Source organism: Nocardia sp. JW2 (assembly GCF_051843015.1).
Lineage (GTDB): Bacteria > Actinomycetota > Actinomycetes > Mycobacteriales > Mycobacteriaceae > Nocardia > Nocardia coubleae.
In genome coordinates, this window is sequence record NZ_JBPXLK010000006.1 from 276,253 (window position 1) to 295,795 (window position 19,543).

The 19,543-nt window shown below is 67.0% G+C and carries 25 protein-coding genes; 13 read left to right on the forward strand and 12 right to left on the reverse strand.

Annotation, left to right across the window (positions count from 1 at the left end; translation table 11 throughout):
* Nucleotides 1-66 precede the first annotated feature (66 nt).
* Nucleotides 67-936, forward strand: coding sequence for an alpha/beta fold hydrolase (locus tag ACSVDM_RS12155; protein WP_439264772.1), 870 nt, complete (start codon nucleotides 67-69; stop codon nucleotides 934-936).
* Nucleotides 937-949: 13 nt separating this feature from the next.
* Here the strand turns inward: ACSVDM_RS12155 and ACSVDM_RS12160 are convergent, their stop codons facing one another.
* Nucleotides 950-1,513 carry a hemerythrin domain-containing protein gene (locus ACSVDM_RS12160; protein WP_067638513.1) on the reverse strand — a complete coding sequence of 188 codons (564 nt, stop codon included), beginning with the start codon at nucleotides 1,511-1,513 and terminating at the stop codon, nucleotides 950-952.
* Nucleotides 1,514-1,687: 174 nt separating this feature from the next.
* On the opposite strand from ACSVDM_RS12160, the gene ACSVDM_RS12165 reads away from it, so the two are divergent.
* The 3 genes from ACSVDM_RS12165 to ACSVDM_RS12175 all read left to right on the forward strand — a co-directional run bounded on the left by ACSVDM_RS12165 (nucleotide 1,688) and on the right by ACSVDM_RS12175 (nucleotide 3,921).
* Nucleotides 1,688-2,353: a hypothetical protein gene (locus ACSVDM_RS12165; protein ID WP_439264774.1), complete on the forward strand. Its 666-nt coding sequence runs from the start codon at nucleotides 1,688-1,690 to the stop codon at nucleotides 2,351-2,353.
* A 1-nt stretch (nucleotide 2,354) separates the two neighbouring features.
* Nucleotides 2,355-3,329 carry a hypothetical protein gene (locus tag ACSVDM_RS12170; protein ID WP_439264776.1) on the forward strand — a complete coding sequence of 325 codons (975 nt, stop codon included), beginning with the start codon at nucleotides 2,355-2,357 and terminating at the stop codon, nucleotides 3,327-3,329.
* A gap of 148 nt (nucleotides 3,330-3,477) precedes the next feature.
* On the forward strand, nucleotides 3,478-3,921 hold the full coding sequence (locus tag ACSVDM_RS12175) for a GNAT family N-acetyltransferase (RefSeq protein ID WP_439264814.1): 444 nt from the start codon (nucleotides 3,478-3,480) through the stop codon (nucleotides 3,919-3,921).
* Nucleotides 3,922-3,993: 72 nt separating this feature from the next.
* Here the strand turns inward: ACSVDM_RS12175 and ACSVDM_RS12180 are convergent, their stop codons facing one another.
* On the reverse strand, nucleotides 3,994-4,608 hold the full coding sequence (locus ACSVDM_RS12180) for a transglutaminase-like domain-containing protein (RefSeq protein WP_439264778.1): 615 nt from the start codon (nucleotides 4,606-4,608) through the stop codon (nucleotides 3,994-3,996).
* Between the two features lie 71 nt (nucleotides 4,609-4,679).
* Nucleotides 4,680-5,699 carry an aldo/keto reductase gene (locus tag ACSVDM_RS12185; RefSeq protein WP_439264780.1) on the reverse strand — a complete coding sequence of 340 codons (1,020 nt, stop codon included), beginning with the start codon at nucleotides 5,697-5,699 and terminating at the stop codon, nucleotides 4,680-4,682.
* 108 nt (nucleotides 5,700-5,807) lie between these two features.
* Between ACSVDM_RS12185 and ACSVDM_RS12190 the strand changes: the two genes are divergently transcribed.
* A complete protein-coding gene (locus ACSVDM_RS12190) occupies nucleotides 5,808-6,392 on the forward strand; it encodes a TetR/AcrR family transcriptional regulator (protein ID WP_439264782.1) in 585 nt (194 codons plus the stop codon).
* Nucleotides 6,393-6,474: 82 nt separating this feature from the next.
* On the opposite strand, the gene ACSVDM_RS12195 is transcribed toward ACSVDM_RS12190, so the two are convergent.
* Nucleotides 6,475-7,206 carry an SCO6745 family protein gene (locus ACSVDM_RS12195; RefSeq protein WP_439264784.1) on the reverse strand — a complete coding sequence of 244 codons (732 nt, stop codon included), beginning with the start codon at nucleotides 7,204-7,206 and terminating at the stop codon, nucleotides 6,475-6,477.
* A gap of 141 nt (nucleotides 7,207-7,347) precedes the next feature.
* On the opposite strand from ACSVDM_RS12195, the gene ACSVDM_RS12200 reads away from it, so the two are divergent.
* From ACSVDM_RS12200 to ACSVDM_RS12220, 5 genes are all read left to right on the forward strand, one after another.
* On the forward strand, nucleotides 7,348-7,926 hold the full coding sequence (locus tag ACSVDM_RS12200; protein WP_439264786.1) for a dihydrofolate reductase family protein: 579 nt from the start codon (nucleotides 7,348-7,350) through the stop codon (nucleotides 7,924-7,926).
* Nucleotides 7,927-8,146: 220 nt separating this feature from the next.
* Nucleotides 8,147-8,407, forward strand: coding sequence for a hypothetical protein (locus tag ACSVDM_RS12205; protein ID WP_439264787.1), 261 nt, complete (start codon nucleotides 8,147-8,149; stop codon nucleotides 8,405-8,407).
* Entirely contained in the window at nucleotides 8,404-9,078 is a 675-nt protein-coding gene (locus ACSVDM_RS12210) for a HemK2/MTQ2 family protein methyltransferase (RefSeq protein ID WP_439264788.1), read from the forward strand. The genes ACSVDM_RS12205 and ACSVDM_RS12210 overlap by 4 nt, the downstream gene beginning before the upstream one ends.
* A 76-nt stretch (nucleotides 9,079-9,154) precedes the next feature.
* Complete coding sequence (locus ACSVDM_RS12215; protein ID WP_439264816.1) at nucleotides 9,155-9,274, forward strand: CDGSH iron-sulfur domain-containing protein; 120 nt, start codon at nucleotides 9,155-9,157, stop codon at nucleotides 9,272-9,274.
* Nucleotides 9,274-10,281, forward strand: a complete 1,008-nt coding sequence (locus tag ACSVDM_RS12220; protein ID WP_439264789.1) for an iron-containing redox enzyme family protein — start codon at nucleotides 9,274-9,276, stop codon at nucleotides 10,279-10,281. Before ACSVDM_RS12215 ends, ACSVDM_RS12220 begins: the two co-directional genes overlap by 1 nt.
* Here the strand turns inward: ACSVDM_RS12220 and ACSVDM_RS12225 are convergent.
* The 6 genes from ACSVDM_RS12225 to ACSVDM_RS12250 form a co-directional block, all read right to left on the reverse strand.
* Nucleotides 10,247-10,684: an ATP-binding protein gene (locus tag ACSVDM_RS12225; protein WP_439264791.1), complete on the reverse strand. Its 438-nt coding sequence runs from the start codon at nucleotides 10,682-10,684 to the stop codon at nucleotides 10,247-10,249. The genes ACSVDM_RS12220 and ACSVDM_RS12225 overlap by 35 nt on opposite strands.
* Nucleotides 10,685-10,759: 75 nt before the next feature.
* Complete coding sequence (locus ACSVDM_RS12230; protein WP_084456895.1) at nucleotides 10,760-11,176, reverse strand: STAS domain-containing protein; 417 nt, start codon at nucleotides 11,174-11,176, stop codon at nucleotides 10,760-10,762.
* Nucleotides 11,177-11,312: 136 nt separating this feature from the next.
* A complete protein-coding gene (locus ACSVDM_RS12235; protein ID WP_439264793.1) occupies nucleotides 11,313-12,149 on the reverse strand; it encodes an RNA polymerase sigma factor SigF in 837 nt (278 codons plus the stop codon).
* A 92-nt stretch (nucleotides 12,150-12,241) separates the two neighbouring features.
* Nucleotides 12,242-12,679 carry a hypothetical protein gene (locus tag ACSVDM_RS12240; RefSeq protein ID WP_067489810.1) on the reverse strand — a complete coding sequence of 146 codons (438 nt, stop codon included), beginning with the start codon at nucleotides 12,677-12,679 and terminating at the stop codon, nucleotides 12,242-12,244.
* A gap of 54 nt (nucleotides 12,680-12,733) precedes the next feature.
* A complete protein-coding gene (locus tag ACSVDM_RS12245; RefSeq protein WP_439264796.1) occupies nucleotides 12,734-13,432 on the reverse strand; it encodes a PAS and ANTAR domain-containing protein in 699 nt (232 codons plus the stop codon).
* 74 nt (nucleotides 13,433-13,506) lie between these two features.
* Nucleotides 13,507-13,761: a hypothetical protein gene (locus ACSVDM_RS12250; RefSeq protein ID WP_157104865.1), complete on the reverse strand. Its 255-nt coding sequence runs from the start codon at nucleotides 13,759-13,761 to the stop codon at nucleotides 13,507-13,509.
* Between the two features lie 107 nt (nucleotides 13,762-13,868).
* On the opposite strand from ACSVDM_RS12250, the gene ACSVDM_RS12255 reads away from it, so the two are divergent.
* Nucleotides 13,869-15,332 carry an aminotransferase class I/II-fold pyridoxal phosphate-dependent enzyme gene (locus tag ACSVDM_RS12255; RefSeq protein ID WP_439264798.1) on the forward strand — a complete coding sequence of 488 codons (1,464 nt, stop codon included), beginning with the start codon at nucleotides 13,869-13,871 and terminating at the stop codon, nucleotides 15,330-15,332.
* Between the two features lie 25 nt (nucleotides 15,333-15,357).
* Nucleotides 15,358-15,975, forward strand: a complete 618-nt coding sequence (locus tag ACSVDM_RS12260; RefSeq protein WP_439264800.1) for a flavodoxin family protein — start codon at nucleotides 15,358-15,360, stop codon at nucleotides 15,973-15,975.
* 23 nt (nucleotides 15,976-15,998) lie between these two features.
* Here the strand turns inward: ACSVDM_RS12260 and ACSVDM_RS12265 are convergent, their stop codons facing one another.
* Both ACSVDM_RS12265 and ACSVDM_RS12270 read right to left on the reverse strand, forming a co-directional pair.
* Nucleotides 15,999-16,838: a glucose 1-dehydrogenase gene (locus ACSVDM_RS12265; protein WP_067638540.1), complete on the reverse strand. Its 840-nt coding sequence runs from the start codon at nucleotides 16,836-16,838 to the stop codon at nucleotides 15,999-16,001.
* A gap of 69 nt (nucleotides 16,839-16,907) precedes the next feature.
* A complete protein-coding gene (locus ACSVDM_RS12270; protein WP_067489798.1) occupies nucleotides 16,908-17,210 on the reverse strand; it encodes a hypothetical protein in 303 nt (100 codons plus the stop codon).
* 155 nt (nucleotides 17,211-17,365) lie between these two features.
* On the opposite strand from ACSVDM_RS12270, the gene ACSVDM_RS12275 reads away from it, so the two are divergent.
* Complete coding sequence (locus ACSVDM_RS12275) at nucleotides 17,366-19,516, forward strand: catalase (RefSeq protein ID WP_439264803.1); 2,151 nt, start codon at nucleotides 17,366-17,368, stop codon at nucleotides 19,514-19,516.
* Nucleotides 19,517-19,543: the final 27 nt, after the last annotated feature.

Consider the following 19,543-nt stretch of genomic DNA (forward strand, 5'->3'; position numbering starts at 1 on the left):
CGAGGACCGCTTCGAAGATCCCGGTTCGGCCGATGAGTTCTCGTCCTACGGCACGTCAATACGGACATGACCACACACAAGCTCGATACCCCTGGCGCAACGCTCACCTACGACGTGCACGGTCCGCTCCCCACCGCTGACGGGCGACCGCCGCTGCTGATGACCGGTCTTCCGATGGATGCCGGCGGGTTCGCCGCGCTCGCCGCGCATTTCCCCGATCGCACTGTTGTCACCTACGACCCGCGTGGGCTCGGGCGCAGCGTCCGATCCGACGGTGAGGTCGACAATGTCCCCGCCGTGCACGCCGAGGACGTCCACGCTGTCATCGAGGCTCTCGGCGCGGGTCCGGTCGAGCTCTTCGCCAGCAGCGGTGGTGCCATCGTCGCGCTGGCGCTGGTGACCGCGCACCCCGAGGACGTGACCACCCTGGTCGCGCACGAACCGCCGCTGCTGACCGTTCTTCCCGATGCCCCGGCCGCCGAACGCGCGGCCGACGGATACCGCGCAGCGTACGCGGCCGGCGGATTCGGTGCGGGCATGGCGACCTTCATCGCGATGACCTCCTGGCAGGGCGAATTCACCGACGACTACTTCGCCGCACCAGCGGCCGACCCCGCGATGTTCGGCCTGCCGGTCGAGGACGACGGTGCCCGCGACCACCCGCTGCTGTCGGAGCGCTCCCGCCCGGTCCTGGCCTACCACCCGGATATCGCCAGACTCACCGCGGCACCGACCCGCATCGTCATCGGCTACGGCGAGGAATCTCGCGGCACGGTCACCGAACGCACCTCGTCGGCGCTGGCCGACCGACTCGGTGTGCAGCCGGTTGTCTTCCCCAGCCATCACGGTGGTTTCGCCGGTCCCGAGTCCGGTTATCCGGGCCAGCCGGAGGCTTTCGCCCGTATTCTCCGGGAAGTCGTCGAGCCGTTCGGCTGAGCGACGACCTCACTCAGCGCATCGGGCCGATACCCAACGACCCCTTCGACCAGGTCGCCGATTGTTCCTCCACCGCCTCCACATAACCTTCGGGATCCTTGTCGACGGGGCGCACGCCCGCGTAGTGTCGCGCCTCGTACGCGGCGAATTCGACGGCGAGCCGGTGACGTTCGCCGAGGCCGGCGAGGCGGCGGAAATCGGTGAGTCCCTCGCGTTCCTCCTCGGCCATGTGATCGCCGTTCGCGGTGTTCGCGGCCGCCACGGCGGCGAACCACTCGGGCGATCCGACCTTGTGACGTGCCACCTCTCCTACCGCATCGCGGATGTCGTTGTGGTCACCGATCGCGTCGAGCGTTTCGTCCTCCACCCGGCGGGTGCGGCGAGCGGAAATTCCGACCCGCAGCAGTTCCGGGTAGAAGATCTCCTCCTCGGCCTGGGCATGTAGTTCGAGAAAGGCCGCCAGCCGCTCCCAGATCGCCGCGAGAACATCGACGTTCTTCGGGTCTATCTGCTCGAGAATCGCGAACAACCGCCGTTGTTCACGATGGTCGTCGAGGATCAATTCGGTGATATCCACGCATTCCTCCTGGCTCGAATCAGGCAGTCATCGCAGGTCACTGGGCTATCGAACGCGGAGGCGGTCACAGACCGCCGCTGTCGCCAACAATAGCCAGGTTGCCTGCGTTCGGTGTCGGATAGCGTGGCAGCGACCGTCCGGCGCGGACGTGCGCGATTTCTGGAGAGCTGTGCTGTGGTGTCCTTTTCCTTGCTCGTGGTCGCGGGTATCGAATTGCTGTGTGTCGGACTGCTGTGGATGCGTGCCGCGCGACGGCCACGCGTGCTCGTGCTGGGTGTGGTCGGCCTCGGCATCGCTTATGACTCAGCCGTTTTCGGGCTCGGTGCGCTGATCGGTGAAGGAGCGGTGCTGCACGGGCTGAGTATCGGCCGGTTCATCGGTCACGCGCTGCTCACGCCGCTACTGGTGTGGTGGGCCGTCGACCGGGTGGATGCCGGGCTGTGGTGGCGACGTGCCGCGTTTGTTCTCACCGCATTGCTGGTGGTGTGGGGTGTATTCGGTGAGTTGGCCCATGTGCGACTCGTGCCACGAACATTCGCCGACACCCTGCGCTACGGCTCGGAACACCCGGCGATACCGATCCCCGCGCTCGTGGTCTCCGCCGTACTGTTCACCGCGACGGTGTCGTTGTGGCGCAACGAGCGGTTGCGTTTCCCCTTGATCGGCATCGTCTTGCTCGTCGTGGCTTCCGGCGCGGCCACGGCATGTCCCCCGCTGGGCAACGTCGGCGAGGCGATCATGATCGCGGCACTGACCGGAGCCGAGTTGGTCCTGGTGGGCAGGGCGGCTGCCGACAGCCGGGTCATCGGCGAGCCCGCGCCGATTCGGACCGGGCGGTGACGTGCTCTACACCTACCGGGTCACCAAGTACGACCCCGACGATCGAGACGAGCACGGCCGCTATCTCGGCGCCGAGGACACCGACAGCGACCACGGCGCGGTCGAATCCGCCTATCTGCGGGCAGTGGCCGCCTTCGCCGACGATGCAGGCGTCGACCGGCTGGCGATCCGGGAACCGCAGATCGCCGCCGTCGATGCCCATGGTCTGGCCGGGCTCTTCCCACCCGACCTCGCCGGATTCCACGACGGAGCGGAGATACCGATAGCAGTCGGCCTGGAGTTGGTTCGCGCGATGCTTCGCGACAACGGCGCCTGGTGCCGCTTGGAAGTGGAAGACGTGTTCACAGTCCACGTCGGGTGGGACCAGTACGTATATATCGGTGCTGATCACGCGTGTGAAAGGGCGTTGTCACGCACACACGCACTCGGGTTGTTCGCCGAGCGGCTGTCGGCCTCCCCCTACGATGTGGTTCTCGACGACGAACCCGGCGAGCAGCGACCGGCCGACGACACTTTCTGGGCCCAGCTTCGTCGGCACCTCGCCACGCATAAGGCTGTCCTCCTCGAAGAGGGATACGTCGCTGGCGCGTCGCGTTGGCACCGCCTCACCGATGACACGATCGACGCGGTGCGCGCCGAACTCACCCCGCGTTCTCGACTCACCGTCTGGCCGGACCTGTCCGGCAATGTCGAGGAAGTCCTCGCCCACCTCCCTGCAGAAGCTCTGATCGAACTGATCTGGGAGGACGAACACGGACGAATCAGCAGCACGATCGCCGACGACACCGAGTTCGACGACCTCGCCGCCATGGTCGCCCGTGCACGGGCGGCGACCACACTGTCCGTGGACATGGACCAGCGGTGCCCCTTGTTCGCCGCCGTCCTGCCCGACAGCGACGGCGTCCTGCGCGCACGGTGGCGAACCGACGCCATACCCGGCGATTGCGGGGAAGACGACGGTCAGGACGACGCCTAGGCTCGTCAGTATGACGGCGGAACGCGCTGACGAGCCGAAAGTCCTCGGACGAGAGCACTACCGCGCAGGCCGAGGTGGGTGGACCGTCGGAACCGCCGAACCGCGATCACCCGAAGCGGATGCCCTGCTTCGCCTGTTTCTTGCCGAAATGATCACGCGGTACTACCGGCGTCCCACCGACGACGCGGAGATCGACAGGCACCTCGCGCAGGGTCACGACAGCGACGACCTGCGACCACCGACCGGATCGCTGCTTCTCGCACGCCGACGTGGTGAGCCCGCCGGTTGTGTCGGTCTGCGGCGCCTCGATACCCGCACGATGGAGCTCACGCGGATGTTCGTTCGGCCGGACGCGCGCGGAGAGGGCGGTGCCGCGGTGCTGCTCGACGCTGCCGAGGACACCGCTCGCCGTCTCGGCGCGCACAGGATCCGGCTCAATACTCGTAGAGATCTGGTCGAGGCCCGCAGGCTGTATGCCCGGCGCGGGTACACCGAAATCGCGGCATATGGCGACGATCCTCTGGCCGACCACTGGTTCGAGAAGCGCATCAGAGTAGATCCGCCAGGGCTGACGAACACCGACATTGTCTGAGAGCGACCCGGGACGGTGGCGGCCTTCTTGCACTGGATGCATCGATGCGCACAGTGCGAGCCGCCACCGCGGTCAGCGAATGAGCTGATCCTCCAAGGAGGTCGGCAGGGTGACGTCGAGGATCGACTCCTGCTTCGCCTCGCCGAGGATTTTCACCACGGATGCCGCGGGGCTGACGAACACCTGTGGGTAGTCGATCTCGCCGAGTGCGGGATCGACGGCCCAGGCCAGTCGTTCCTCGGCGAGGGAGAACTCGGCGGTGATGCCCTCCTTGTTGCCCCGCGGGTCCTGACGGTGCCAACCACCCTCGAGGTAGACGGCGACCAGGCCGTGGAGAACGTGGCCGTCGTCGTCCGCGAGCTTCTGGTAGCACAGCCCGGTGGGGATGCCCGCGCTGCGCAGGAGGGCGGTGAGGAGGTGGGATTTCGCGTAGCAGAGGCCGACTCGTTCGCGGGCCACCTCCCCGGCGGTCAGGGTGACCCGGGGGTCCTGGACGTCGTAGGAGTGGTCGACTTCGTCGCGGACCCAGTCGAAGGCCGCGCGGGCGAAGTCCACGTCGTCGGGGGCGGTTCGTCGCAGGTCGCGCGCGATGGCGGTCACCGCGTCGTCGTAGAGTTGGATGACGGAGTCGCCCTCGAGGTACGCCTGCGGGTTCTGCGCCTCAGGAACCCAGGATTGTTGTGTCACAGCGGAAATCTACTGCCCGCCGCTGTCTGTCGGCACCTCCATTTCGCGGCCGGGCGATGCCGAGCGGGTAGTCATCGACGCCGCAGAGTGGCGTCGAGGATCGACGGTGGCGTGTCGTACTTCTCCTCGGCCGCGAGATCGACCCCCGGAGAAACGATTTCGTCGATCTCGTCGAGGACTTCGGCCGACAGGACGGTATCGGCGGCAGCGAGCTGCGAATGCAGATGCGCCATGGTTCGCGGGCCGATGATCGCGCTGGTCACGGCACGGTGGGCGGTGACGAATCCGAGCGCCAGTTGAATCATCGTCAACCCGGCCTCGTCGGCGACCTTCGCCAGCCGCTCGACAGCCTCGAGTTTGGCCCGGTTGGCGGGCACATCGAGATCGAAACGGTGGGGCATGAATCCGGAACGGCTGGTGGTGATCTCGCGGCCCGCCCGGATGGCGCCCGACAACCAGCCCGAGGCCAGCGGACTCCAGGCGAGCACACCGAGGCCGTATTCCTCGGTCACCGGAAGCACATGGGATTCGATGCCGCGTTGCAGGATCGAATAGCAGGGTTGTTCGGTGACGTAGCGGCTCAGGTGATGCTCGCGGGCCGACCATTGCGCCTGCACGATGCGGTAGGCAGGGAAGGTCGAGGAGCCGAAATAGCGGATCTTCCCGGCCCGCTGCAGGTCGGTGAGCGCCGAGAGCGTCTCCTCGTCACTGGTGCTCGGATCCCACCGGTGGATCTGATAGAGGTCCACGTGATCGACGTCGAGGCGGCGCAGGCTGTCTTCCAGCGCGGTCACCAGCCAGCGACGTGAGCTTCCCCGCCGGTTGGGGTCCTCGCCCATCGGCAGGTAGGCCTTGGTCGCGATGACCAGGTCGTCGCGGCGACCGGCGATGGCCTGACCGACCATTTCCTCGGATCGGCCGTCGCTGTAGGCGTCGGCGGTGTCGATCAGATTGATCCCGGCCTCGATCGCGGCATCGACGATCGCGGTGGCCTCGTCCTGGCCGGTATTGCCGATCCGGCCGAAGTTCATTGCGCCGAGCGCCAGTGTGCTGACCTGCACGCCGGTGCGGCCCAAGGTGCGGTACTGCATGGGTTTTCCTCTCCCGGAGGTATCCTGCAAGAAGCGGAACGTTGTTCCGATAACCAACATACGGAACAGTGTTCCGTTTTTCAAGCGATCCGATGGAGGGAACGCCACGTGGCAGGCAGGGACACCGGAACGGCGAAGACTCCGCGCAAGCGCGCCGATGCCGAGCGGAACGAAAGAACCCTGCTCGACGCGGCCGCCGCGACTTTCGTCGCCTCCGGAGTCGATGCCCCCGTGCGCGAGATCGCCACGGCGGCCGGAGTCGGCGTCGGCACCATCTATCGGCACTTCCCGACCCGAGCCGACCTCATCGTCGCGGTCTATCGACACCAGGTCGAGGCCTGCGCACAGGCCGCACCGCAGCTGCTGGCCAGTGCCGAACCCTATGAGGCGCTGACCAGGTGGATCGACCTGTTCACCGACTTCCTGGTCACCAAGCACGGTCTCGCCGCGGCATTGCAGTCCGACGACCCGACCTTTCAGGCCCTGCACACAAATTTCCTCGAACGGCTGCTCCCCGCGTGCGGCGAGTTGCTCGATGCCGCCGCGGCGGCCGGTGAGATCCGCACCGACATCGACCCCTACCTGTTGCTGCGTGGCATCGGCAATGTGTGCATCGGCGCGGAAAGCGACCAGCGCTATGACGCGCGGCGCGTCGTCGAACTCCTCGTCGCCGGATTACGCCTGCACCGGTGAACCCCGTCGCCGGGCGGCCGCCAGACACGACAAAGCCCGTGTGGGTCGCCGGATTCGGCGCCCCACACGGGCTTCGAAAAAACTAGCGCGACAACGCGACGCGGTGCGCCTCGCCCATCAGGGTGGCCAGTTCGGCGCTCTCGGCTTCAGTGAGGACTGCGAAGAACGGGGAAACCAGTTCGTCGGTGAGTTTCTCGGCCGCCGCCCAGCGCTGCCGCATATCGTCGGTGATCGGTTCGAAGGGTTCGTTCCAGCCGAGCCGCTGCGCGTGGGTGGGACCGTCGGCGATCGGGGAACCGGCGATGAGGACGGCTTGCAGCGGGGTGAGACCCTGGGCGAGGACGGCGACCAGGTGCAGGCCGCCCCGCAGTTCACGCAGGACGTGGGTGAGCTGCAGGACCGCCGCGCGACCGTCGTCGGGCAGTGGCATGGCCCGCCAGCCCGCGAACAGGGGAACGGCGGTGGGCTCGGCCGCGTCGGCAACCTTGCCGAGCAGCTCGGCGAGGCGTTCGGATCGGTCGAAGCCGGCGAGCTTGCGGCGGCCGAATTCGTGGCAGGCGGCGAGGTAGCCGGTGGCCGCTTCGGCGGCGGGCAGGGGAACGGATTTCCATGCGGCACGGATACATTCGGGTTCGAAGAAGCCGAACGCGCCGACCACGACATCGGCGTCGACCTCCCCGAGCACCCCGCCGCGGCCACGTGTGTAGGGGCCGTGGAATCCGGGCACCCCGACATCGGTCCCGAACTGCCGCGCTTCGCGCGACATCATGAACGCCCCACCGAGTTCGAGGACCTGCTGTTTGACTGCCGACATGATCTGACACCTTCCGCTGTTTCTGCGATCGCAGCAGACTTTAGGTGACAATAGTCAGCGAGGGAAGAGGTTTCGCGCGATGAGTTCGGCGTCCGGCTGCCGTCTGCACTGATAAAGCCGATGCGACCCGAGGAGCCCACCGTGAGTGCCACCTACACCTTCGACGTCTTCTCCACCCTGGACGGCTTCGCCTCCACCAGCGGCGACTGGGGCGGATACTGGGGCAAACAGGGCCCCGAACTGCTCGATCACCGCCTCGACCTCTACCGCGACGAGCAGCGGATGATCTTCGGCGCCAACACCTATCGCGAATTCACCGAACTGGTGGCCGGGGCCTCGGAAAACCCGGAGATCTTCGACCCGTGGGTCGTCCGGATGATGAACATGCCGCTGACCGTGGTGTCGAGCACGCTGCGCGAACCTCTCGACTGGCACGACGCGCACGTCGTCGCGGGCGACGCGGTGGACGTCGTCGCCCGGCTCAAAGCCGAATCCGACATTCCGCTGCGTTCGCACGGCAGCCTCTCGCTGAACCGGACGCTGATGGCAGCGGGCTTGGTCGATCGGGTGCAGGTGACGGTGTTCCCGGTGATCACCGGCAAGACCGGGCAGCAACCGATCTTCCAGGACGCCGCCGACTTCGACCTCGAGCTGCTCGCGAGCCGCACCCTCGACGGCAACACCCAGGAACTCGTCTACGCGCCCACGCTGCACGCCTGAGCGGCTCACAACACAGCTTCCAGCGCCGTCGACGAGCATCATCGTCCGGTCACGAGTTGGCCGGAATCGCGGTGCGAAACGGGCGCGCGCTTCATGATCGACATCATCACCGCGTAGTTCGACACGGTGTGAGCAGGCCCTCACCGGTTGCTGATTGGTTCCCTGTCGACGGGGCATTCCGCCCTCAGGACTGTGTTGTCCCTGCGAAAGGATGCGCTCGATGAACCAGCCAGACCGCGATTTCCCCGATGAATCACGCACGATCAGGCCGCACGCGGGCGAATCTATCGAGGACACGAGGAACTGGCCCGGCCTGATCTTGATCGGGGTCGGGTTGGCGTTGCTCGGCATCACCCTCACCGCCGCCGGCTATGGATTCGGCGGTTGGGCGATCATCGGCGGCGTGGCCTGCGTGGCGTGCCTGCTCGCGGGAACCGCGCTGGTCGTGGCCGAGCACCGGCGGGTGAAGGCGCAGAAATGATGATTCTCCGGGCGCCGGGTGTGTACCGACCCCAGGCCGATACATGGATGCTTGCCGATGCGCTGCGCGCGGTCCCCCACCTGCGCAACGGTCGGGTTCTCGAACTGTGCGCCGGCACCGGCGTCGTCACGCTGGCCGCGGCGAAAGCGGGGGCCGCGAGTGTGACGGCCGTCGACCTCTCGCGACGGGCGCTGGCCTCCACCTGGTTGAACTGCCGTTTGCGTGGTGTGGCCGTGCAGTTGCTGCACGGTGACTTCTCCGCCGCGGCGCGGTTGCCGCGCTTCGACGTGGTGCTGGCGAACCCGCCGTACGTGCCCGCCGAACGCGAGGTGGGACGCGGCCGGGCGCTGGCCTGGGACGCGGGCCCCACCGGACGCAGCGTGCTCGACCGGTTGTGTGCGACCCTGCCCGATCTGCTCACCGACAACGGGGTCGGGCTGATCGTGCACTCGGCGATCAGCGACCCCGATCGCAGCCTGGACCAGTTGCGGGCGGGCGGCGCCGAAGCGCAGGTGGTAGCGGTGGACAAGGTGCCGTTCGGACCGGTGTTGCGGTCGCGGGCGCAGCGGTTGGCAGCACGTGGGCTGATCACGAAAGACCAGCGTGACGAGGAATTGGTGGTGATCCGTGTCGAACGAAACTGCTGTCCCGCCGTCGGGGAACCCGCCTGATCGCAGGCGGGTTGTCCTCACCGACGGGCCGGCCCTGATCGAAGGCCCGGTCGACCTGGTGACCCGTGAGGGAACGGTGCTGCACTGTGACCGTTTCCAGGTCGCACTGTGCCTGTGCAAGCGCTCGGCCACCTACCCGCTGTGCGATACCAGCCACCGGCGCCGACGCCGGCGTACCAACGAAAGCAGCACCTGATGACCAGCACTGTCACCCTCGGGCGCGCCCTGCCCGTCCCCCGGGGCGAACTGTCGGCCGCCCTGGTCGAAACCCTCACGCGCACACCCGGTTCGGCTGTTCCGGCCGACCCGGGCACCGATCCCTACGGTGAGGACGCCGCACTGGCGTTGCACACGTGCTACGAACTGCACTACCAAGGCTTCGCCGGAGTAGACGAGGACTGGGAGTGGGATCCGGGACTGTTGGGTCTGCGCCGAGGTCTCGAACAGCGCTTCCTCGCCGCCCTGCGGGCCGATGTGCCCGGCGGTGACGACGTGGACGCCGAGCTCGATCGGTTGCTCGAGCCGTCGGCGCCCGGCGGGATCGCGGCCTACCTCGCCGAGCAGGGCACTCCCGGGCAGTTGCGCGAGTACTTCGTGCACCGCTCGATCTACCACCACATCGAGGCCGACCCCTACGCCTGGGTGATTCCCCGCCTGCGTGGGCAGGCGAAAGCCGCGCTGGTCGCTGTCGAATTCGACGAATACGGCAGCGGCCACGGCGACCGTGTGCACGCGCGCCTCTACGCGGATCTGCTCGCGGGCGCCGGTCTGGAACCCGGCTATCTGCACTACCTCGACGAGGTGCCCGCTCCCATGCTGGTGCTGGTGAACATGATGTCGCTGTTCGGTCTGCACCGTGGTCTGCGTGCCGCGTCGGTCGGCCATTTCGCGGCCAACGAGATCACCTCCTCACCGGCGTCGGCCCGCCTGGCGGAGCTGGCCCGCACCCTGCTCCCCCACCCCGCCTGTATCGGCTTCTACACCGAGCACGTCGAAGCCGACGCCGTGCACGAACAGGTGATGCGGCGCGACGTCATCGCCGAATTGCTGCGCACCGAACCCGATTCGGCCGCGAGCATCGTTTTCGGGATCCAGGCCACCGACCTGCTCGAGGACCGGTTCGCCGATCGCGTGCTCGAGTGCTGGCGCGCCGGGCGCAGTTCACTGCTCAGTGAACTGCGGGCACCCGCCGTACCCGGGTGAAGGTGATCGTCACCGGGAATCCGTCGAGCTCACCGCGATCACGGTCCGAACCGGTGCTCAGATGATCGGTGATGCTGTGTAGCACGTTCCAGCCGAAGGCGTTCTCGTCGACCGGGTCGGGCTCCACGCACAGTGCCTGCACGGCGATCCGCAGGCGGAAACCGTCGGCGTTGACATCACAGTGCAGGCGGGTGTCGGGTACGGCGGCGAGGATCAGGCTGGTCGCCGCTTCGTCGACCGCGACCCGGATATCGGCGATTTCGTCGGGCGTGAACCCGGCCAGGTGGGCGGCCGTTTCGGCGACCGCCCGCACCATGACCAGTTGTCCGAGGTCGGCGTCGATCCGCAGGTGGGTCGAGGTCGCGTGGGCCGAATCCGCGACGGTCCGCTCGCTCGAAGCCACGACGTAGCCTCCTCACCGATATCGGGTGGTTCCGGGTGGGGTCGATCCCACTGCGCCTACCCGCCGGTCGGCCGGTCAAACATCTACGGGGTGTTCGGAGGCGTCGTCGACGCAGCTGTAGTGACGGAACAGGGGGCGCACGCCCGCCAGTTCCAGGGCGCGTTCCACTTCCAGGCTGCCGATGAGCAGCCGCAGCTCGACCCCGTGCTGCCAGGCGTTGGCTTTGGCGGGTCCGAGCAATGCGGCCAGCCGGATACTGAGGAAATCGGTGCCACGCAGGTCGAGCACCACCACTTGGGCGCCCGAACGCACCGCACGGTCGAGCAGGGCACAGAATTGCGGCTGCCTTGCCGCGTCGAGTTCACTTCCCGCCCGCAACACCCAGCAGCCTTGTCTGCCGGGATCGACGCGGAGCAGGGCTTCGTCGTGCGCCGCGGAGCCGCGGTACCAACGCAACCTGCTCGAGCGTCGCGGGTCCGTGACGACAGACATAGAACCTCCTGGACGACAGGGGATTCCGGATTTTCATGCCACCACGCAACCGACGTTCCGGATGTGGATAGCACAAAGACCGGGGTCGGCTGGAAGTCTCAACCTAAGGCAATTCTGGCACGCTCGGCCGCCGCTGTCACGGCACGGGTGTCTGCTCCGCGAGTGCCTGCTCACGCAGCGAGGTCAGGGTGCGCGAGAGGATGCGCGAAACCTGCATCTGGGAGACGCCGAGGTGTTCGGCGATCTGGTTCTGGGTCTTGCACTCGAAAAACCGCATGATGAGCACGTCGCGCTCTTCTTCGGGCAGGGCCGCGATCAGCGGGCGCACCGCCATCGCGTCCTCGGTGAGCTCGTAGCAGTGTTCCTCGGCGCCGAGGGTCTCGGTGATCGGCTGCGAGGAGTTGTCGCGGTCGTCCTGGGTGACCCCGTCGATGGAGTTGGTCTGATAACCGTTGCCCGCGACCAGCGCACGGGTGACCTCGACCAGGTCGACCTCGAGTTCGTCGGCGAGTTCGCGGGCGTTGGGCACGCGGCCGAGTCGCTGCGAGAGTTCTTCGGTGGCCGGACCGATCCGCAGCTGGATCTCCTTGAGCCTGCGCGGGACGCGCACAGCCCAGGTGTGGTCGCGGAAATGCCTGCGAACCTCGCCCATGATGGTGGGGATCGCGAAGGAGAGGAACGAGGAGCCCCGGCTGACGTCATAGCGGTCGACGGCGAGCACCAGCCCTACTCGGGCGGTCTGCTCGAGGTCGTCGAAGAGTTCACCGCGCCCGGCGAACTTGCGGGCGATGTGGTCGGCCAAGGGAAGGCACAGCCTGATCACCTCTTCGCGGAGGGGTTCACGCTGGGGATCGTTCGGGGAAAGTGCCTGCAGCTTCTCGAACCACGGTTCGATGTTGTCGTAGCTGTCACCTTTTGAGTGGGAGCGTCGGACAGTCGAGTCGTTGGCTGTTGTCGCTTGAGCAGTCGTCATCACATGTGCCTCCGATTCCGTGGGGTCGGATGCTTCTGGATTACCCGATCTGTATGCGAATTAAGCCTACGCTTTCGGTCCCTGTCTCCGCATCACCCACCGTTCGGCCCGTGCGAACGGCGGATCCAGCCGAACTCGACGGTGGTCGGATAGCCGTTGCGGACCGCGTCGAACGGGCCGTATTCGGTGCGCAGCGCGTCGGTGAGGGTCGCGACGACATGCCAGCCGAAGGCGTCCTCGTCGATCGCTTCGTCGCTGCGCGCCACGGTCGAGACCCGTGCTCCGAGTGCCCCGCCGCCACCGGTGAACGCGCAATCGATCAGGGCCTCCGGTGCGGCGGCGAGGACGAGGGCGGTCACCACCTCGTCGAGCGCCAGCAGCAGATCAGTGACCTCGTCGAGCGCGAAACCGCCTACCAGCAGGACTGTTTCGGCCAGCGCGTGGACCATGGTGAGCTGCTCGAGCTCCGCCGGTACCTGAAACCCGACCGTTGTCGACCGGGGCGCGGTCTCGCGATCCTCCGCTCGCATGCCGCCTCCCTGTGTTGCCTGTCGTGGTCGCAGGTTACCCGACCGTGACGTCGTCTAGTCCGCGCCCTTCTCGTGCTGTTCGGCCCGTTCGTGGACGGTGAGCAGCAGATGATCGAAGCGGGTGCGCAGAACGCCGGACACATCGGTGAGCGAACCGAGTTCGGCGACCAGGCGCCCGGCCAGCGCACGGAGCTTGGTGTTGGTTTCCTGTGAGCGCCAGGTGAGTACGTCGAACGCCTTCTCGGCGCTGATTCCGTAGACGAGCATCACCGCGCCCTTGGCCTGCTCGATCACGGCGCGCGACGCGTAGAGGCTCGGTAGTTCGTCGTCGAGGGTTTCCTTGCGCCGCCGCTCGAGGGTGTCGGTGACATCGATGTAGTAGCCGATGGTGCCGATGACGGTTCCGCGGCCGTCGACCATCTGATCGGCCACGACGATCACGTCGTGTACGGCGCCGGTGGTGTCGATGATGCGGTGGGTACTGCAGAACGGTTCGCCCTCGGTGACCGACTTCTCGATCATGGTGGCGACGTGGGCGCGGTCCTCGGGGTGCTTGTGCGACAACAACAGTGCGGTCGTCGGGTGGACGGTGCCCGGCTCGTATCCGTGGATGCGGGCGACCTCGTCGGACCATTCCCAGCGCTGGTCGGCGAACCAGAACTTGAATCCGCCCGCGTCCTGCGCCCTGCCCTCGCCGAGCACGCGCCGCAGTGACTGCGCGCCGCCGGTCGAAAGACCCTCACTGTGCTTCATTCCTGAAGTATCTCGCGACCGGGACACGTGTACGCGCTCAGTGCCCGATCGCGTCCGCCCACCCGGCGCGGCGCTCAACACGATGCCGCCGCGCCCGGTTCGGGCAGTGGCTCGCCCGGTGTGGGGATCGGGGGAAACGGGTCGGGAACATCCGGGGGTGGTGGTTGTCCTGGGCCCGGTCCGGGTGGTGGGTCGCCGGGCAGCGGATGCCCCGGCTCCGGTGGCGGTGGTGGCCGTCCGGGATCCGGCGGGGGCGCCGGATCGGGGGTGGGCGGAATCGGGTCTCGCGGTTCGGGAATGGGTGGGCTGGTCGACATCGGGGTCGTCATCGCAGCCTCCTCACTTGGTCGGAAACGCGGGTCGTGGGGCGGATACCCCCCGCCGGGGCAGCTACACACCGTCGTTTCGGGTGCAACCGATCGGCTATTACCTGGGCATGGACCACAGCACAGCCCCGCTCGTCGCCGCGGTCGCCGACTACCGCAACAAGCACCGCTACGGGTTCACCCCGCCCGGGCACCGGCAGGGTCGCGGCGTGGACGACCGGGTTCTCGCGGCGCTCGGTGCCGATGCCTTCGCCGCCGATCTGCTGGCCAACGGCGGACTCGACGACCGGCTCGCACGCAACGGCTACCTCACCGAGGCCGAGGATCTGATGGCCGATGCCGTCGGCGCCGAGACGGCGTTCTTCTCCACCTGCGGCAGCTCGCTGTCGGTCAAGGCCGCGATGATGGCGGTGGCAGGCGGAAACGACGGCGGCCTGCTGGTGGCGCGCGACAGCCACAAGTCGATCGTCGCCGGCCTGATCTTCTCCGGCGTCCAGCCGCATTGGATCAGCCCGCGCTGGGACGCCGAACGCCACTTCTCCCATCCGCCGTCACCGGAGCAGGTGGAACAGGCGTGGCAGGAGCATCCGGACGCGGCGGGCGCGGTGATCGTGTGCCCGAGCCCGTATGGCACCTGTGCGGATCTGCGTGGCATCACCGAGGTGTGCCATGCGCGCGGCAAACCGGTCATCGTCGACGAGGCGTGGGGCGCGCACCTGCCGTTCCATCCCGAATTGCCCACGTGGGCAATGGATGTGGGCGCCGATGTGTGCGTGGTGAGCGTGCACAAGATGGGCATGGGTTTCGAACAGGGCTCGGTGTTCCACCTGCAGGGCGATCTCGTGGATCCGGGCCGGTTGCGCCGTTGCGCGGATCTGCTGATGACCACCAGCCCGAACGTCTTGATCTACGCCGCGCTCGACGGATGGCGAAGGCAGATGGTCGAATTCGGGCACGACCTGCTCGGGCAGGCCCTCGACCTGGCCAAACGCACCCGCGCCGAGATCGACCGGATCAGCGGCCTGACCGTGATGCACGACGAGCTGCTCGGCGTGGAAGCCTCGCACGATCTCGATCTGCTGCAGGTGCTCGTCGATGTCTCCGAGACCGGCGCCACCGGCTACGACGCGGCGGACTGGTTGCGCGAGCATCACCACCTCGATGTGGGCCTCAGCGATCACCGCCGGATTCTGGCGACGATGTCGACGGCCGACGACGACACCTCCGCGGAGGCCCTCATCGACGCGCTCGCGCTGTGGCGCCGGGCCGGTCTCGACCCCGCACCGCACCACATCACGCTGCCGTCCCCGCAGGATCTGCAGCTCGACTCGGTGATGCTGCCGCGGGACGCCTTCTTCGCCCCCACCGAGATGGTGCCCATCGACAAGGCGCCGGGCCGGATCGCGGCCGAACAGCTCACGCCCTACCCGCCGGGCATTCCCGCGATCGTGCCGGGTGAACGGATCGGTGACACGGTCGTGGAGTACCTGCGTTCCGGTGTCGAAGCGGGGATGAACGTGCCCGATGCCAGCGACCCGCAGTTGCACAACATCCGGGTTGTCCGCCAGTCCTGAACGTCGAGCGAGAGGAAGTGTTGTCGTGGCCGCCGAACAGTTGCGCGCAGTGGCGCTGGTCTGCACATTGAAGCCGTCGCCCGCCGAATCCAGCAGTCAGCTCATGGCCGACCAGGTGCTGGCCGAGCTGGCCGCCAACGATGTGGCCGGGTCGACGGTGCGTATCGCCGATTTCGAGGTGCGGCCGGGGGTGAGTGCCGACGAGGGCGAGGGCGACGAGTGGCCGCAGATCCGGCGCCGCATCATCGACGCCGATATCGTCCTGCTCGCGACGCCCACCTGGTTGGGTCATCTGTCCTCGGTGGCGCAGCGCACGCTGGAACGTCTGGATGCCGAACTGTCCGATACCGACGACGCGGGCAGGCCCGTCATGCTTGGCAAGGTCGGGATCGCGGCCGTTGTCGGCAACGAGGACGGTGCGCACAAGATCGTGGCCGACACCTTCCAGGCCCTCGACGACATCGGATTCACCATTCCGGCCCAGGGCTGCACCTACTGGAACGGGGAAGCGATGGGCGGCACCGACTTCAAGGATCTGCCCGACACCCCGGAGGCGGTGCGCAAGACCACGGCCGCGATGGCGCGTAATGCGGCGCATCTTGCCCGGTTGTTGCGGGCGAACCAGTACCCGGCCTACCAGTGAGCCACCGGTAGACCGGGTCGGGGTCAGAGGATCGGGCGGCCACCGGTGACGGCGATGCGGGCACCGGAGATGTAGCTGCCGTCGTCGGCGGCGAGCAGCACATAGGCGGGGGCCAGTTCGGCGGGCTGGCCCGCCCGCCCGAGCGGGGTGTCGTCGCCGAACTTGCTCACCTTCTCCGTCGGGAAGGTCGACGGGATCAGCGGTGTCCAGATCGGGCCGGGGGCCACGCTGTTGACCCGGATTCCCTTCTCCCCCAGCATCTGCGCCAGGCTGGCCGAGAAATTGGCGATGGCGGCCTTGGTGGCGGCATACGGTGCCAGCGTCGGGGAGGGCATGTCGGAGTTCACCGAGGAGCTGCCGATGATCGAGGAACCGGGACGCATATGGGGCAGCGCAGCCTTCACCAGGTGGAAGTAGGCGCCGACATTGAGGGCGAAGGTGTAGGCGAATTCCTCGTCGCTGATCTCGGTGATGTCGTCGTGCGACATCTGGAAGGCGGCATTGCTCACCAGCACGTCGACTCGACCGAATTCCTCGACGGCCTTGTCGATCACCGCACGGCAGTGCGCGGCGTCGGAGAGGTCACCGGCCATCAGCACGGCACGGCGGCCGGCCTGGGTGACCAGGTCGGCTACTTCTTTCGCGTCGTCGTGTTCGTCGAGATAGGAAATGAGGACATCGGCGCCTTCACGGGCGTAGGCGATGGCGACCGCACGTCCGATTCCGCTGTCGGCACCGGTAACGACAGCGGCTTTGCCCGTCAATTTGCCCGATCCCTGGTAACTGTTCTCCCCGCAATCGGGCACGGGGTCCATTTTCGATTGGATGCCGGGAACCTGCTGCTGCTGTTCGGGAAATCCCATGATCGAAGTCCTCCTCGCCGGGAACGGGGTCTCCGATCGGACTACCTCCCATCAGCGAAGGCAAACAGGTCAGTGCCCGCACGGGTCGCGTAATCGCAGCCCTTCGCGGGCTTTGATCCGGCGGTGTTCGGCGAGCACGATACCCACGCCGCCGAGCAGACACACCACGCACAGAATTCCGGCGATCACCGCCCAACCTTCGAATCCGTATCCGGCCGCGGTGAGGGTGAGTGCCAGCAACACGACGCCGACGCCGATCAAGATCAGCCCGGGCCAGTTCCAAGCGTCTTCGATGGATTCGCCGACATGCGAGCGGGTAGTGCGTTCGGTGTCGGGAAATTTGTGATGATGAGGGAGAGCGGCATCGTTCATGGCCGGGCCGTCCTTTCGATGGGATCCGCTGGTCTGCGCGTACCCCTGATCCGACAGCCCAATCGTGTGGTTTGCCGACTCCTCGAGGCGGTATCCGCCAGGAGGTGTTCTCCCGATGCGAGCACGTCGATCCAGGACAGAAGGGTTGCGCATAGATGACAGAGCAGCAGCACATTCCCCCGGAGTTCACGCGCCCGCCGGTGCCGCCGGACGAAGACGGCGGGCAGTGCGAGCCGCCCGGTCCGAATCCGGATCAACAGGGCCCGGAGCTGCGCAGTCCCACCGGCGCACCCGTTCCGGGTGAGGCGAATATCCGGGCCCAGCAGGGTGACGCGCTCACCACTCCGCAGGGCCTGCGCCAAGCCGATACCGATCACCAGCTCAAGGCCGGACCCCGTGGGCCGGTGCTGCTGCAGGACTTCCACCTGCGCGAGAAGATCACCCATTTCGACCACGAACGCATTCCGGAGCGGGCGGTGCACGCGCGTGGTGTCGGTGCGCACGGTGTATTCGTATCCAACGGTGCCGCCGCCTCGTTGACCCGCGCCAAATTCCTCGCCGCCGACGCCCGCACACCGGTGTTCGTACGATTCTCCACGGTGCTCGGATCGCGTGGTTCGGCCGACACCGTGCGCGATACGCGCGGTTTCGCGACGAAGTTCTACACCGAGGAAGGCGTGTACGACCTCGTCGGCAACAACATTCCGGTGTTCTTCATCCAGGAGGCGATCAAGTTTCCCGATGTGGTGCACGCGGCCAAACCGCATCCGGACCGGGAGATCCCGCAGGCGCAGTCCGCGCACGACACGTTCTGGGATTTCGTCTCCCTGCATACCGAGGCCACCGCGCACACCTTCTGGAATATGTCCGACCGTGGGTTGCCGCGGTCGTTGCGGATGATGGAGGGATTCGGTGTCCACACCTTCCGGTTGGTCGCCGCCGACGGTGCCACGAGCCTGGTGAAGTTCCATTGGAAGCCGCGCCTGGGTGTGCATTCGATGCTGTGGGAGGAAACGCAGCTCACCGCGGGATTCGATCCCGATTTCCATCGCCGTGATCTGGCGGATGCGATCGAGGCGGGTTATTTCCCGGAGTGGGATCTGGGTGTTCAGGTCTTTCCCGATACCCCCGAGCAGGTGTTCGAAGACATCGACCTGCTGGATCCGACCAAGATCGTGCCGGAGGAATTGGTTCCGGTGCAGGTGATCGGCACCCTGCGGCTGACGGCGAATCCGGTGAATTTCTTCGCCGAGACCGAGCAGGTGGCGTTCTGCCCGAGTCATCTGGTTCCCGGTATCGAGGTGACCGACGACCCGCTGTTGCAGGGCCGGTTGTTCTCCTACCTCGACACGCAGCTCAGCCGACTCGGCGGGCCGAATTTCGCGCAGCTGCCGATCAATACGCCCCACACCGCTGTCAACGACATGTTCCGCGACGGCATGCACCAGACCGCGGTGCACACGGGCATTGCGCCTTACAAACCGAATTCGCTCGACGGCGGGTGCCCGTACGCGGCGAGTTTCGCCGGTGAGGCCTATGTCGAATCGCCGACCCCGATTCCGCCGCCGCAGGCGAAGCTGCGCACCTCGGCCGACACCGACAAGGCGCAGGTGTCGTTCGCCGATCACTTCTCGCAGCCGCGCATGTTCTATCGCAGCCTCACCCACGGTGAACAGCACCGCCTGGCCGATGCCTTCTCGTTCGAACTGGGCAAGTGCACGTCGGTGACGGTTCGCGAGCGTGCGGTGCAGATGCTGGTCAATGTCGACGAACAGCTGGCCGGGTATGTGGCCAATCAGCTCGGTGTCGATGTGCCCGCGCCGACGGCGAACACCGTCGACCTGGCGCCGAGCCCGGCGCTGTCGCAGAAGCGCGGTGCGTTCCCCGTCGACGGACGAACCGTGGCGGTACTGGTGGACGAGACCAGTTCCGGTGGGGCGGTGCAACAGGTGTGCGCCGATCTGGAACAGGCCAAGGTGCGGCCGTTGCTGGTCGCCGCACACGGTGGTGAAGTGGAGGGCCGCAAGGTCGACCGCACGTTCGCCACGATGCGCTCGATCGAGTTCGACGGGTTGATCGCGTTGGGCGCGCCGATCGATCCGCGGGTGGATGTGCTGGTCAACGAGATGTGGCGGCACGGGAAGGCGATCGCGGCGGTCGGTGCGGCGGCGAGCCTGCTGCAGCGCAACGGTGTCGATGCCGACGCGCCCGGTGTCGCGGTGGCCGAGGCGCCGCAGACGGTGACACAGGTGGTCACCGACCTGGGTGAGCACCGCGCGTGGGATCGGATCGAACCGCGCGGATGAGCCTGTCGCGCCCGGTCCGCACCGCGG